Origin of the sequence: Methylotetracoccus oryzae, assembly GCF_006175985.1 — a bacterium.
Taxonomy (GTDB): Bacteria; Pseudomonadota; Gammaproteobacteria; order Methylococcales; family Methylococcaceae; genus Methylotetracoccus; species Methylotetracoccus oryzae.
The window spans coordinates 19,748-33,078 of the sequence record NZ_SRSH01000012.1; the positions used below are offsets into that span (position 1 = coordinate 19,748).

Annotated in this window: 12 protein-coding genes; 5 read left to right on the plus strand and 7 right to left on the minus strand. The window is 62.4% G+C overall.

The features are described from left to right. Positions 1-13: 13 nt before the first annotated feature. Together BWR02_RS12965 and BWR02_RS12970 are read right to left on the minus strand one after the other, a co-directional pair. A complete protein-coding gene (locus BWR02_RS12965; protein ID WP_162560139.1) occupies positions 14-778 on the minus strand; it encodes a class I SAM-dependent methyltransferase in 765 nt (254 codons plus the stop codon). Continuing rightward, positions 775-1,446 (minus strand): CDP-alcohol phosphatidyltransferase family protein, encoded by a 672-nt coding sequence (locus tag BWR02_RS12970; protein ID WP_139558196.1) that lies wholly within the window; start codon positions 1,444-1,446, stop codon positions 775-777. The genes BWR02_RS12965 and BWR02_RS12970 overlap by 4 nt, the downstream gene beginning before the upstream one ends. A gap of 49 nt (positions 1,447-1,495) precedes the next feature. Here BWR02_RS12970 and BWR02_RS12975 point away from each other — a divergent pair, with 49 nt between their 5' ends. Continuing rightward, positions 1,496-2,557, plus strand: coding sequence for a glycosyltransferase family 4 protein (locus BWR02_RS12975; RefSeq protein ID WP_236102233.1), 1,062 nt, complete (start codon positions 1,496-1,498; stop codon positions 2,555-2,557). 104 nt (positions 2,558-2,661) lie between these two features. Here the strand turns inward: BWR02_RS12975 and BWR02_RS12980 are convergent, their stop codons facing one another. Then, positions 2,662-2,892 carry a hypothetical protein gene (locus tag BWR02_RS12980; protein ID WP_139558200.1) on the minus strand — a complete coding sequence of 77 codons (231 nt, stop codon included), beginning with the start codon at positions 2,890-2,892 and terminating at the stop codon, positions 2,662-2,664. Between the two features lie 647 nt (positions 2,893-3,539). On the opposite strand from BWR02_RS12980, the gene fdxA reads away from it, so the two are divergent. Together fdxA and cysB are read left to right on the plus strand one after the other, a co-directional pair. After that, positions 3,540-3,863 (plus strand): ferredoxin FdxA, encoded by a 324-nt coding sequence (gene fdxA / locus BWR02_RS12985; protein ID WP_139558202.1) that lies wholly within the window; start codon positions 3,540-3,542, stop codon positions 3,861-3,863. 211 nt (positions 3,864-4,074) lie between these two features. Then, positions 4,075-5,049, plus strand: coding sequence for an HTH-type transcriptional regulator CysB (cysB, locus tag BWR02_RS12990; protein ID WP_139558203.1), 975 nt, complete (start codon positions 4,075-4,077; stop codon positions 5,047-5,049). Between the two features lie 47 nt (positions 5,050-5,096). Here cysB and gshA read toward each other — a convergent pair whose 3' ends face one another. Further along, entirely contained in the window at positions 5,097-6,674 is a 1,578-nt protein-coding gene (gene gshA, locus BWR02_RS12995) for a glutamate--cysteine ligase (RefSeq protein WP_139558205.1), read from the minus strand. 73 nt (positions 6,675-6,747) lie between these two features. Further along, a complete protein-coding gene (locus BWR02_RS13000; protein ID WP_129884490.1) occupies positions 6,748-7,104 on the minus strand; it encodes a DUF2782 domain-containing protein in 357 nt (118 codons plus the stop codon). Between the two features lie 252 nt (positions 7,105-7,356). Between BWR02_RS13000 and BWR02_RS13005 the strand changes: the two genes are divergently transcribed. Both BWR02_RS13005 and chrA read left to right on the plus strand, forming a co-directional pair. Next, positions 7,357-8,280, plus strand: coding sequence for a chromate resistance protein ChrB domain-containing protein (locus BWR02_RS13005; protein WP_236102226.1), 924 nt, complete (start codon positions 7,357-7,359; stop codon positions 8,278-8,280). Continuing rightward, the gene (gene chrA / locus BWR02_RS13010) at positions 8,277-9,665 is read left to right on the plus strand and encodes a chromate efflux transporter (protein WP_139558209.1); all 1,389 of its coding nucleotides are present in this window, start codon (positions 8,277-8,279) and stop codon (positions 9,663-9,665) included. Before BWR02_RS13005 ends, chrA begins: the two co-directional genes overlap by 4 nt. 143 nt (positions 9,666-9,808) lie before the next feature. On the opposite strand, the gene BWR02_RS13015 is transcribed toward chrA, so the two are convergent. Together BWR02_RS13015 and BWR02_RS13020 are read right to left on the minus strand one after the other, a co-directional pair. Further along, positions 9,809-10,258 (minus strand): phosphate-starvation-inducible protein PsiE, encoded by a 450-nt coding sequence (locus BWR02_RS13015; RefSeq protein WP_129884465.1) that lies wholly within the window; start codon positions 10,256-10,258, stop codon positions 9,809-9,811. Positions 10,259-10,403: 145 nt separating this feature from the next. Next, the gene (locus BWR02_RS13020; RefSeq protein WP_139558211.1) at positions 10,404-12,977 is read right to left on the minus strand and encodes a sensor domain-containing protein; all 2,574 of its coding nucleotides are present in this window, start codon (positions 12,975-12,977) and stop codon (positions 10,404-10,406) included. Positions 12,978-13,331 lie beyond the last annotated feature (354 nt).

Genomic DNA, 13,331 nt, shown 5'->3' on the forward strand with positions numbered 1-13,331 from the left:
CGGGCGGGATGGCCTAGCGGTCGGGGGACGGTGTGGCCGCGATGTACAAGCCACCGCGGAAGCCTGGAATGCCAAAGACCCTTCCGAGGGCGTCCAGGGTGCTCATTATGGTGCCGGCGAGGGCCGGCATGTCGCCGCGGGGGATGAAGCTCCAGTAGCCCGCCGTTACGAGCGTGAAACCGGATGCCGCAAGCAGCGCGCGGAACTCGCCTTCGGTGATGAACTGGTCGGACGTGAGGTGGCGCACTTCATATCCCATGTGCGCCGCGATGCCGGTATACCAGAGGTAGCTTCCATTGGGCGTCAAGCAGACAAAGCGTCCCTCCGGCTTCAACACCCTACGGATCTGCTGCAGCACCTGTTCGCGGTCGGGCATGTGCTCGAAGGCGCCGACGCAGAACAGCGCGTCGACGCTGGTGGGACACAGGGTCGCGAGTCGCTCGGCGGGGTCAACGGCAAACGCGATACGGTCCCGCAGCGGATGTTGGCGCCGGAGGCTTTCGGCGAGTTCGATCATGGCCGGCGAAAGGTCGAGACCGATGGCGCGTTCGAAGTGTTCGGCCAGCGCCAGCAGATGCTGGCCTGGCCCGCACCCGATCTCGACCAGCAGCCCGCCGCACTTTTTCGGGAGCAGGGCCCGTAGCAAATGCAGGCGATCGCGCAACAGTGTCGCGGCGTGGCCGTGACTCTCGCGATAGTCCCGGGCGACGTTATCGAAAAAGGCCCGAACGTCGTCTGCCTGACGTACCGTATGGCTGGTCAGCCGCTTCCGATTCAAGGATGGTATAGCTGCCAGACCGAGGCCGCGAAAGAGCCGATCACCGCGCATGTGACCACGGCGGCGATCGCTACAGCCCACGTGCCGATGGGTAGCAAGGCTACGGTGAGCCCGGACAGCACGATGGCACCGATGGCGCGGCTCCAGCGGTTGGACCGCTCGCGCCGCAAGGGGGGGCGAGCCAGTCGGGTGAACAGCACGAACAGATAGCGTAGAGCGCCCGGCAACAGTATCCACACGCCGAAGCGTCCGCTGCCATACAGGGCGACGCACAGCGCCAGCGTGAAGAAGGCGTCGACCTCCATGTCGAAGGTTGCGCCGAACCGGGAGGCCAGCCCCAGTCGCCGTGCGATCCATCCATCGAGTCCATCCAGCAGCAGGATGAGCGTTGCCGCCAGCGCCTGCCAATCCGCCGGGACGGTGCCGTCCAGCAGCAGGCCGCCGACGAGCAGGAACCGAAACGCAGTGATCGCATTGGCTGCGCCGAAACGTCCGCCGGGTGACCAGGCATTGCGGAACACATACGCCAGCAGGATGAAGGAGACAGCAGCCGGAACGTAACAACTGGCGCCCGGGAGACCTCCGGCAACCGCCATCCCGCCGGTGAGCATCGCCATGGCGTGCAGTTCGGTCCAGACGTACAAGCGGCTTTCCGGTGGCTCGTTCATTCGCCTTATTGTAACCCGGGTCGGCCTGGGCAAAGGGCGCTTGCGTACAATGCGGGCCATGGACTCGGTGCTGTTCCTCCACCCTCCGCTCGATGGCGTTGTGTCGGGCGGCAACCGTTACAACCAGCGCATGATTGCGCGCGCCCAGCGTCTGGGTTTCCCGTTGCGGTCATCCGGCATATCGGCGCCGGGGTCTCTCATCTGGGCCCGGGAGGCGCTGGCAGTGGCAGAGGTCGACGGGATCCGTCTGTGGGACAGTCTGTTGATGGCGGATTATCCCTTCATGCTGCAGCCAAGCCGGTGCGTCGATGCGTGGCTGATGCACTCGCTCCCCTCATTGAATCCGGGGTTGTCGGCCGATGCCGCCGCACTCGCGCGGCGGCTTGAAGACGCGATTGCCGCTTCGAGCGGCCTGTTTCTGGCCACCGGACAGTCCCTCGCAGGAGAGTTGCTGCGGCGTTATCCGAACAGTCGGGTCTGGGTCTGCGAGCCCGGTATCGACGCGAACTATGCGTGGGTAGGGCGAGTCCGAAGCCGTCGGGCTGCTCCGCGAAGCGGTGTCGAGTTGCTGACCGTCGCGAACCTCCTGCCAGCGAAGGGCTACCAGGAGCTTGTCACGATGCTTCGACGCCTGATGCATTTCTCCTGGCGCTGGCACATTGTGGGAAGCGGCGGTGTCGATCGCGATTTCGCAGCACGCTTTCTGGCGGAGAGTCGGGATCTGATCGAAAGCGGGCGGATTGTCTGGCACGGGGCGCTCGAGCCCGCACCGCTGGCTACGCTGATGGGTCAGGCCGACTTGTATCTCTCGGCCAGTCATTTCGAGTCCTATGGCATGGCCGTCGCCGAAGCGGCGGCGGCTGGTCTGGAGGTGATCGCGACCGAAGTCGGCGATGCCGCGCGGATTATCGACCGTTCACGCGCCGGCGTCTGTGTGCCGGTGGGTCGACCGGAGCTTTTTGCGCAGTGCGTCGCGGACCGGCTGGAAGCGGCAGGGCAGGGCAGGGCCGCCCGCGATAGGACGCCTCGTCCTTATCGTCGGTGGGGTCAGGCGTTCGCGACTTTTGCGGCTGCGCTCGATGCGATTGGTCAGTGGCGGCGTCGGCCTTAGCCGGACGTGTGCCATCGGAGCCCGAATTTTGGCCGCGGCTGGCAAAAAAAAGAGCTGAAACGGATTCAGCTCGAAAGAGGAGGTGAGCGGAATGCGCGGTTAAGTCAGCAGCGCAGGCTGTAGGGACGTCGCGGTTGCCCTTCGCGGTCATAGAGCGCGAGCGCCTGGTCCTTGAGTATCTCGAGCGCCTTTCTCTGACTGTACCAAAGGCCGCTCTGGGGATCTTGCCACTCCCTCGCCTGTTCGCCGGACTTACGGCGTGGCACCCAGCCATAGCCGCGAAGCAAGGCGAAGTGGGTCAGGCTATCGAGCCAGTCGCGCGGTACTTGTCTCATCGTCAGGTCCTCATGGTTCCGGGCGCGTATCGGGTGCCGGCTACAGCAATGTCACGCGCTATCACGCATTGATGGATTGTTTCTGATTACGTCTGTCACGTCCCTAATGATCTTTACAGTTTTCTTTAAGCGGGAAACATGCCAGTCTTTGACATCGTGGCTGGCTGAAGTAGCTCACTGCGATATCGGTGATCTGAATATAGGAGACCGCATGTCGTCGGAGGCGGTCCCGCAGGCTGGGTTTCGTCGATTGAACCAATATGGTGCGACTGCTGCGCGTACCCAGTGCGCCGCAAGCCTCAAGCCAACTGGCACGGAATTTGGCCCATTCATGGCCAACAAGGGGGTGATTCACACGGGCACCCGTTCTCGCGTCGTGCCAAGACGGTCGTGCTGAAGGGCGCGATGGCGGCCAGTTGCTATCGGGGGATAGTCCGGGAATCCCACCGTGACGGGACGAACGAATGCAAATGCAGATTTCGAGCTTGCCGGCGGAGGCGGTATAATGCCGGTCTGTGACGGAGAGTTCGCGACGAGAGTCCGGCTCGGGGCGCTTCGGAATGAGGTGAACGACGTAGCCGGCGAGAGGCCCGATCCGTTGCATCAGACCTCGATAACCTCGTTAACAAGAAAAGAGCTGAATTACGATGACTTTCGTAGTGACTGAAAATTGCATCAAGTGCAAGTTCACCGATTGTGTGGACGTTTGCCCGGTCGATTGCTTCCACGAGGGTCCCAATTTTCTCGTGATCGATCCGGATGAATGCATCGACTGCACGCTCTGCGAACCGGAATGTCCCGCCAATGCGATTCACTCCGAGGATGAGGTGCCGCCGGGTCAGGAGCAGTTCATCCAGTTGAACGCGGAACTCGCGAAGATTTGGCCCACGATCACCGAAGTCAAGGAAGCAGCGCCCGATGCCGAGGAATGGAACGGCAAGCCGGAGAAACTCCAGTATCTCGAACGGTGACTGCGGTCGGACGGCGACGCGTTGTAGCCCCCGCCGCTCGGTCGATGTCGCCTGACCGCCGAGCTTCGGCGAAAACCGGGCGCGGCGGGGTCGAGCCAGGCCCATCGCAGCCGTGGTTCGAGCTTTGTCCCATCCGATCGGATTTCACGCGCTCCGGTCGCCCGTTCCGGGGCGCCACCGGGGCACCGGGAGTCTGGCGCGGCGGCTGCCAGTGAAGCTTCAGCAGCTGCGTTACATCTGGGAAGTCGCCCGGCATAAACTGAACGTATCGGCGACAGCCGAAAGCCTTTATACCTCTCAGCCCGGCATCAGTAAACAAATCAAGCTGCTTGAGCAGGAACTCGGCGTCATTATCTTTGCGCGCAGCGGCAAACACCTGACCGAGGTAACCGAAGCCGGTCAGCGTATCATCCAGGTGGCGGGCGAAATACTCGGCAAGGCCCAGGATATCCGGTCGATCGCCCAGGAGTATCTCGATAACATGGTCGGTGCGCTTTCCCTGGCGACGACCCATACCCAGGCGCGCTACGCCTTGCCGCCGGTCGTTCGAGAATTCATGGATCGCTACCCCGCAATCAAGCTGCATATACAGCAGGGCACTCCCGTACAGATTGCCGACATGGCCTCGCGGGGCGTCGTGGATATGGCCATAGCGACCGAGGCCATGGAATTATTCGATAACCTGGTGATGTTGCCCTGTTACCAGTGGAATCGGGCGGTGCTGGTGCCACGGGGACACGAACTGGCCGAGGAGTCCGATCTGACGCTGAGCGATCTGGCCCGGTTCCCGATCGTGACCTATGTCTTCGGCTTTACCGGCCGGTCTCAGCTCGATCAGGCGTTCGAGCGCGAAGGGCTGAAGCCGCAGGTGGCGCTGACAGCCGTTGATGCCGATGTCATCAAGACCTATGTGCGTCTGGGGCTCGGGGTCGGGATCGTCGCGCGGATGGCCTATGATCCCGAGCTTGATGCGGATCTGGTCGCGCTGGATGCCAGCCATTTGTTCGGACGGAGCATCACCAAGATCGGGCTTCGCCGCGACATGTTCCTGCGGGGCTTCATGTACGACTTCATCCAGTTGTTTGCTCCCCATCTGACACGGGAACTGGTCGACGAGGCCATGCATCTGCGCGACCGCCGCGACGTCGAAGCCCTCTTTGCGGAGATCCCGCTGCCTTTCCACTGAGCGGCGCGCAACGGGCGCTGTCTCCCGTCGCGCGGTCATCGACCGGCTCAGGACTGTGCAAAATAGCGTCGCAGGAATTCGTCGAAACTCACGTCGTCGTCCGCCTCGATCCGGGCTTGTTCCTCGATGGAACTCGCGGCCAGATCCTCGAGCCGCTCGAGCTTGCGGCCTTCCAGCGGACGCTTAAGAAAATACTCGGCATGTTCTCTGGACAACTGCAGCGCGTAGTCGGCGAAGGACAGTCCTGACTGCTCCAGTTGATCCAGAAGGCGAGCCGAAGGTGTGGCGTCAGGATCCGCCACCTTTTCGCGCTGCTGCTCGATGACCGGCGCGTACCGCGACTCCCGGTGCCCCTGGTCGAGAATCTCGGCCACGAGTGACATGCCGTCGAGGATTTCACTGGCCCACTCTTGCAGCGAGCGCTGAGTACCCCGCTGGGACAACGCGAAACCCGGGGTACGGCCACAGCAAGCCGTGGATAGCGCATTTTGGCCGGTCTCCAGCTTTTCGTCCGCACACAGCGGGGGGCTCTCGGCAATCAGGCAGAACAGCAGGAAATTCTCCAGGAAGTGGAGCTGTTGCAAGCTGACGCCATTCGGCTCAAAGCAGTTCAGGTCGACCGACCGCAATTCCAGGTAGTTTACCCCGCGCTTTTTCAATGCCAGAGTCGGCTTTTCGCCGGAGCGGGTGATCTGTTTCGGGCGGATCGGGCTGTAGTACTCGTTTTCGATCTGCAGCAGGTTGGCATTGAGCTGGCGATACTCGCCGTCCACCTTCACGCCGATGGCTTCGTAGGGCGGATAGGGTGTCTCGATGGCCCTCGACAGGCTGGCGACATAGTTTTCCAGGTTGTCTAGGCAGGGTGAGACCGACGACTGACTGTCATTTTTGTAGCCGATGTCGCTCATCCGCAGCGAGGTCGCGTAGCGTCGGTAGGCTGTCTTCGGCTCGAGTTCGGCGAAGTGATCGCTTTTCGTGCCGCGGCCGGAGAAAAACGATTTGCACAGCGTTGGGGACGAGCCGAAAAGGTAGAGGAGGATCCAGCCATGCCGATGGACGTTCCGGATGGCGCCGAAGTAACGGTCCGCGATGAAATCGCGCAGGGCGCCGCTATCGTCCTCAATCTCCCGGTACAGCGGCCAGAAGGCCTCGTCAACCGAGTAGTTGAAGTGGACGCCCGCGATCGTCTGCATCGCGCGCCCGTAGCGGTAGGCCAGGCCACGCCGATAGACGTGCTTCATCTGCCCGATATTCGACGAGCCGTAACGGGCGATCGGGATGCTGTCGTCCCCGTCTATGCGGCAGGGCATGGAGGCGGCCCAGAGCAACTCGTCGTCGAGGTGCTGATACGTAAATCGGTGCAGGTCGTCCAGGAAGGCCAGGGTTTCTGCCACGCTGCTGAACGGAGGTGTGACCAGTTCGATCAGTGCCTCGGAGTAATCGGTCGTGATGTGCGGATGAGTCAGCGCAGACCCGAGGGCCGCGGGGTGTGGTGTCTGCGCGATCAGGCCCGAGGGGCTGATGCGGAGACTCTCCTTCTCCAGGCCCTTGAGCCCTGTGCGGAGCAAGGGTAGGGCCCCCGTCCGCGCGAGGCGGGCGAGTTGTTTTTGGATGGATTTGATCACGAAGACAATGGTTTGCGAAGAAGTTGCCGTGCCGATGGGGGCCGGGCGCGGGAGTGGCCGGCGCGCGTGACGCTTACCAGCTGAAAAGAACCCAGCTTGGAACGCTCATTTCCCGTGTGACATCGCTTTTGCGCACGTCGAGGTTTCCGTCGCCGTCGCTGTCGATCATGTAGTAAGGCGGGCCGATGCTCGGCTTGATCTTGACCATGTAGAGCTTCCCATTGATCCGGTACTCCTCGACCGTGTCCGTGCCGCGGCGTGTGATCGTGATATCCGGATCCATGTTCCGGCCGCTTTCGACGGGAGGGGGGATCTCGGGTTGCTCCGGTCCCGGCAGCGGTAGCGGCGCCGTATCCTCCGGCGGTGGCTCAATGGCCTGAACCGAAGCGAATGGCATCAAGGCTAGCAAAATCAGGGCAGAACGGCGCATGGGGGTCAGTGGCTTGGCGCGAAGCGAACGCGCATGATAGTACATGAAGCCTCCTGCTGTCGCTCCGGTGGCAGCGGAAGACATCCATCCCCGCGAATTCCGCGCTGCCCCCTCGTTTCAACCTCGTTAGGTTCACGGTTGCTGTCTCCGTCCGCGTGGTGGTGCGCATCCGTCAAGTTAGAAATTTGTGATAACCTCTACGTAGTTGTAGAGGTCTTTACTCAAATGGATCACCACTGGTTGCTGCTCATTATGAGCCTCCCTACGCCACAGGCCAGTGCCCGAATGCGGATCTGGCGGGCCCTGAAGGCCGCGGGATGCGGGGTTTTGCGCGATGGCGTTTATCTGCTTCCTGCATCAGAGGTGTTCCGGAACTGCCTGGAAGCGCAGGCCGACGAGATCCGGAGTGAAGGGGGCACCGCTTATGTCCTCGCTTGCTCGACGGGTGATCAAGCGCAGGTAGAGGCGTTCACAACCCTGTTCGATCGCTCGGACGACTACGCGCAGGTGCTTGTGGCGGTCGAGGAACTCGCTCGAATGCTCGCATCCGAATTGCCCGTCGGGTTGCAGCGGCGCGTCGAGCGCCTGCGCCGCACACTGGCAGAAATCGTTGCGGTCGACTTTTTTCCGGGCGAAGCGCGTGAACAGGCCGCGAACGCGGTGGCCGCACTGGAGCAGGCTGTGTCCGAGCGATTGTCGCCCGATGAGCCGCGCTGCGTGCCAGGGAGTATCGAACGCCTCGACCGCGCGGACTTTCAGTCTCGCGTCTGGGCGACGCGCCGCCGGCCATGGATCGACCGGCTGGCGAGCGCCTGGCTGATCCGCTGTTTCATCGATCCGCATGCCCGGTTCCTCTGGCTGACTGCGCCCGGGGAGTGCCCGCCAGATGTGCTGGGTTTCGATTTCGACGGGGCGCGCTTCACACATGTCGGTGTGCGGGTGACCTTCGAAGTCCTGTTGGCCAGTTTCAGCCTCGACGGCGATCCTGCTCTGATTCGCTTGGGTGCCCTGGTGCGTTACCTGGACACCGGCGGCCTTCCGGTTCCAGAGGCGCCGGGACTGGCGGCACTGATCCGCGGCATGCAGCTACGCTGGGCGGATGATGACGAGTTGCTGGCCGAAGCGCAGAAGATGTTCGATTCGTTCTATCTGGAGTTCACAGGACCCGATACATGAAAGAAACCGGCCCGTCACAGGATCGTCCGCAGCCCGTGTCACGCACCCAGGCGTTCTGGTACTGGCTCAAACTTGGCTTCATCAGCTTCGGCGGGCCCGCAGGGCAAATCGCCATCATGCACCAGGATCTGGTGGAGAAGCGCCGCTGGATTTCCGAGAGCCGGTATCTGCATGCACTGAACTACTGCATGCTGTTGCCGGGGCCCGAGGCGCAACAGCTTGCCACCTACATCGGGTGGCTGATGCATCGCGGTTGGGGTGGCGTGATGGCCGGCAGCTTGTTCGTGCTCCCGTCGCTGTTGATCCTGATCGGCCTGGGTTGGGTCTATATGGCGCTGGGCCATCTGCCGGCGGTCGCGGGGATTCTGTATGGGATCAAGCCCGCGGTGACCGCAATCGTGTTGTTCGCGGCCTATCGCATCGGTGCGCGCGCCCTGAAGAACGGGGTGCTGTCGAGCATAGCGACGCTGGCTTTCCTGGCGATATTTCTGCTCGATGCACCGTTCCCGTTGATCGTGCTGGCGGCGGCGCTGCTCGGGGCGCTTGGTGGCAAGTATGTGCCGAAGAAGTTTGCGGTCGGTGGCGGACACGGTGCGGCCAAGAAGACCTTTGGCCTGGCGCTGATCGACGATGATACGCCGCCTCCGCCCCACGCCCGCTTTACCTGGGCACGCTTGTTCCGTGTGGTTGCCGTCGGGCTCATCCTGTGGGGCAGCGTGATCGGCTTTCTGTGTGTCCGCTACGGTTGGCACGGCGCTTTGACGCAGATGGGCTGGTTCTTCACCAAGGCCGCTTTGCTGACCTTCGGCGGCGCTTATGCGGTGCTGCCCTACGTGTATCAGGGTGCCGTGGACCATTATCACTGGCTGACGCCCACCCAGATGATCGATGGGCTGGCTTTGGGCGAAACGACGCCGGGACCGCTGATCATGGTCGTGACCTTTGTTGGCTTCGTGGCTGGGTGGTCACAGCAGTTGTTCGGCCCCGAACAGGCGTTTTTGGCCGGGGCCGTCGCCGCGGTCGTGGTGACGTTTTTCACCTTCCTGCCCAGTTTCCTGTTCATCCTGGCTGGCGGGCCGCTGGTCGAGTCCACGCATGGCAACCTCAAGTACACCGCGCCGCTGACAGCGATTACGGCCGCCGTGGTCGGGGTGATTCTGAATCTGGCGGTGTTCTTCGCCTACCACACGCTCTGGCCGATGGGATTCGGCGGGCGCTTCGAAATCGCTTCCGCGTTCATCGGCTTGGCTGCGTTGCTGGCACTGTTCCGGTACAAGAGCGCAGTCATCCCGGTAATCGTTACCGCGGGACTGGCTGGGCTGGCGATCACCTTGCTGAAACCCTGGGTATGGCCGCTTTTCCAGGCATCGGTCTGCGGTCAGTAGGTGGACTGAACCGCCCGCTGCCCGCCGACACAGTGACGCCCACAATTTGGGCCGGCAAGCTCGCCGAGTGGATCGGGCTGCTGCGTCACGAACCGGTTTCGAAGCGGGTCCTGGGTACGCTCGTGCGTGGCGAACGCTTCGGCTCAGCCGAAACCGCCATCGGGTGTTTGTGCGTCGGCCCGGTCCTCGGGGCAGCCGTAGCGGCGCTGCGTGAAGGACAGCAGGAAGATGGCTCCACTCAACATCGCGATCGCGCCGGTGATGCTGAGGAGCAGCAGCAGATGGAAATCATCGGCTACCTTCTGTACGTCGATCACGAGATGCCGTGACAGCGCCGTGATCGCAACGTAGATGAGAAACTGGACGGGCAACCGATGCGTCTTGAAATAAATGCCGACCATCGACCCCAGTTCGAGATAGATGAACAGCAGCAGGATCTCCTCCAGGGTGGCATGTCCCGCCTCCATCATCTTGAGATAGTCGTGTACGGCCGACCAGACGATGGTCGCGCCGATGCCGAACAGCGCCAGATAATGAAAGATGTCGACCAGGCCATCGCCGAATCTCTGGATGACGCGGATGCGGTGTTGCATGGGGCTGCCGTTTCCTGTTGGAGTGCGGTGAGTCGTTCACTACCCTGCATTTTAAAGGCACGGTGCAGCGCGAGCCATGGCGCGTCGGGTAGACTGCCGTCCCCCATCAGCCGTGGCCAGCCACCTCGGGCCGGGTACTACGCACTTACGACAGCGGATGTTCCCGGGCTGGGAAGCCGTCGCTGCCGCGCGCGTCAGCCGGTTGCCAGGCATCGGTCCAACCCTGTTCCAACTTGAGCAGGCACAGATCCGCCGGAGCCGGTGGCCCGAACAGGTGACCTTGCGCAACTTTGAGTCCTCGGCTGCTCAGATATTCGAGCTGTGCGAGCGATTCGACCCCCTTCGCGATCACGATCTGCCCCATGTTTCCGCCGAGGTTGATGATCGCTTCGGCGATCGCCGCCGAGTCGGCATCATCCGGCAATCCGGCGACGAACGAAGGGTCGATCTTCAACTTGTCCACCCGGAACGATTTCAGATATGACATCCACGAATAGCCGGTCCCGAAATCGTCGATCGAGACACTGACGCCCATATCGCGCAGCAAGACGATGGTGCCGGCGGCAGCCTCGGTCGATTCCACGGTCGTGCGCTCCGTGATTTCCAGTTCGAGCCAGCGGGGATCCAGCCCGGTAGTTTCGAGGATCTCGGCGACGCGGCGGACGAAGCTCTTGTCCGACAGGCGCGCCGCGGACACGTTGACGGCCACCTTCGACCGCAGCAAGGCACCGGCCGTCTGCCATGCCTTCATCTGCAGGCACGCGGCGTTCAGGACCCAGTCATCGATCGCCGGTAGCAAGCCGTTCTGCATCGCGACCGGCAGGAAACTGGCTGGCTTGACCAGCCCTTGCGGCGTGCGCCAACGGATCAGTGCCTCGACGGCAACGACTCGTCCGGTGGCGATCTCCACCTGCGGCTGAAAGTGCAGTTCGAATTGGTTCGCTTGAAGTGCCTTGCGCAGGCCCGCCGCCATTTCGAGTTGTCGGTTCGCACTGGCATTCATTTCGCTCTCGAAGAAGCGGACGTTCGCGCGCCCGGCCTGCTTCGCGTGATACATGGCGGTGTCGGCGTTTTGCAGCAGCGTGTCGACGTCTTCGCCATCGGCCGGGTAGGCGGCTACGCCGATGCTCGATGAAATCGCCAGTTCGTGATTGCACAGAAAATACGGCGTCGAGACGCTTTCGACGATGCGTTGGGCAATCAGGGCCGCAGCCGACCGGTCTACTTCGGGCAGGACGACGGTGAATTCATCGCCGCCGTGTCGTCCGACGGTGTCCATATCCCGTACGCAGGCGAGAATGCGCTCGGCGACGGATTGCAGCAGCGTGTCGCCGACATGGTGGCCCAGCGAATCGTTGATGATCTTGAAGCGGTCGAGATCGACGAAAAGCAATGCCAGCGTAGTATTTTGCCGACGGGCAGCGCGCAGTGCCTGCTGGAGCCGGTCCCGTACCAGCAGACGGTTCGGCAACTGCGTCAGTGTGTCGAAGTGGGCGAGATGTTCCAGGCGTTCCTGCACCGCTTTGCGCTCGGTATTGTCCGAGGCGACGCCAATATGGTGAGTGATGTTCCCGTTATTGTCCCGGATCAGGCTGATGGACAGCCACTGCGGATACACATCACCGTTCTTGCGACGGTTCCACACTTCGCCTTCCCATGCGCCGACTCGCTGCAGGGAGTGCCACATTCTGCGGTAGAAGGAGCGGCTGTGCCGGCCGGATGACAGGTAGCGGGGATTCTTCCCGATGACTTCTTCGGCCGAATAGCCGGTGATCGCCGTGAACGCCGGATTCACGGCGATAATGCGGTTTTCGGCGTCGGTCGTGACGATCGCTTCCTTGGCGTGCTCCAGGACGGCGGCCGACAGGCGCAGGCGTTCCTCGACCTGCTTGCGCTCGTGCACGTCGGCGTGGGTACCGATCATGCGCAGCGGGGCGCCGGCGCTATCGCTCTGCACGATCGTGCCCCGCGCATGCACCCAGCGGTAACTCCCATCTTGGCACCGAACACGGAAGTCGGCCGCATAGCCTGCCGCTTTGCGCCTGAGGTAACGGTCCAGGCGAGCCTGGGCGCGCGGCCGGTCTTCCGGGTGGATCAGTTGGTCCCAGGCCGTGGCGCTGTTCTCGATCTGGTCTGGGCGATAGCCCAGCAGGGCCTTCCACTCCGGCGAGAAGTAAATCTCGCCGGTCTGCAGGTTCCAGTCCCAGACCCCCTGTCCACTCCCCTCGAGCGCAAGCTTAAGACGGCATTCGCTCTCGGTCAGCGCGCTTTCCATCTGCCGCTCCCGTGAGATGTCGACGGCACTGCCGTAGGCCAGTTGAGGGGTGCCATCGGGCCCGAAAATCGTCTTGCCGCGCATTTTCACCCAGACACACCGTCGGTCGCGATGCCGCATCCGGAACTCGATGACATAGGGGTCGGGATCGGTTTGTTGCGTGTCGATGGCGCTCAGAACGCGCTCGCGATCCTCGTCATCGATCAGGCTGACGAATGCCTCAAAGGTGTTGGGTAACTCCGTGTCGCCGTAACCGGCCAGCCATTTCCAACGCGGGGACAGATAGGTGGATCCGGAAGCGATGTCACGCTCCCAGAAGCCATCGATGCTGATCTCGAGCAGACGGCGGTGTCGCGATTCACGTTCCTGCAGGGATTCGATCATCCGATAGCAGGCTTGGATGTCGAGCTCTTCGCGTTTGGTGAGCGGCGTATTGGCAGTCATGACGGCACCATGTCCTTCAGCGGTCTCCGTGTATCCAGGTTGTGTGCACCGAGCGGCAGAACAGGAGCCCGTGTGCGGGTGTTCAGGTGTCTCGCGTCGCCTGCGTCGGCGGGTCGTGGAACCCGTTGGGCGGGGACGGCGTAACTCCGCTTGAGGCCTGCCTCACGGTTGGCTGCGATTCGTGCAGCGTCTCGGAATGGCCTGAACACGGGGTTCGGGTGGAAACTAAGCAGGTGCCGTGCCATGCTCCAAGTGGCTGAATAAAAGAACGCCGTTCGGTTCTGCCCCAAAAGGTGTAAAGATTTGTGTCATCGTGGAGCGAGCGGTGAGCACCCTGTCGGCTCCGGTTGCGCC

Coding starts and splice junctions, on each gene's coding strand:
- BWR02_RS13000 (WP_129884490.1), bottom strand. CDS start 7,104: ATGCGCCGTTCTGCCCTGATTTTGCTAGCCTTGATGCCATTCGCTTCG.
- BWR02_RS13015 (WP_129884465.1), bottom strand. CDS start 10,258: ATGCAACACCGCATCCGCGTCATCCAGAGATTCGGCGATGGCCTGGTC.
- fdxA (WP_139558202.1), top strand. CDS start 3,540: ATGACTTTCGTAGTGACTGAAAATTGCATCAAGTGCAAGTTCACCGAT.
- BWR02_RS12980 (WP_139558200.1), bottom strand. CDS start 2,892: ATGAGACAAGTACCGCGCGACTGGCTCGATAGCCTGACCCACTTCGCC.
- BWR02_RS12975 (WP_236102233.1), top strand. CDS start 1,496: ATGCGGGCCATGGACTCGGTGCTGTTCCTCCACCCTCCGCTCGATGGC.
- BWR02_RS13005 (WP_236102226.1), top strand. CDS start 7,357: ATGAGCCTCCCTACGCCACAGGCCAGTGCCCGAATGCGGATCTGGCGG.
- BWR02_RS13020 (WP_139558211.1), bottom strand. CDS start 12,977: ATGACTGCCAATACGCCGCTCACCAAACGCGAAGAGCTCGACATCCAA.
- BWR02_RS12970 (WP_139558196.1), bottom strand. CDS start 1,446: ATGAACGAGCCACCGGAAAGCCGCTTGTACGTCTGGACCGAACTGCAC.
- chrA (WP_139558209.1), top strand. CDS start 8,277: ATGAAAGAAACCGGCCCGTCACAGGATCGTCCGCAGCCCGTGTCACGC.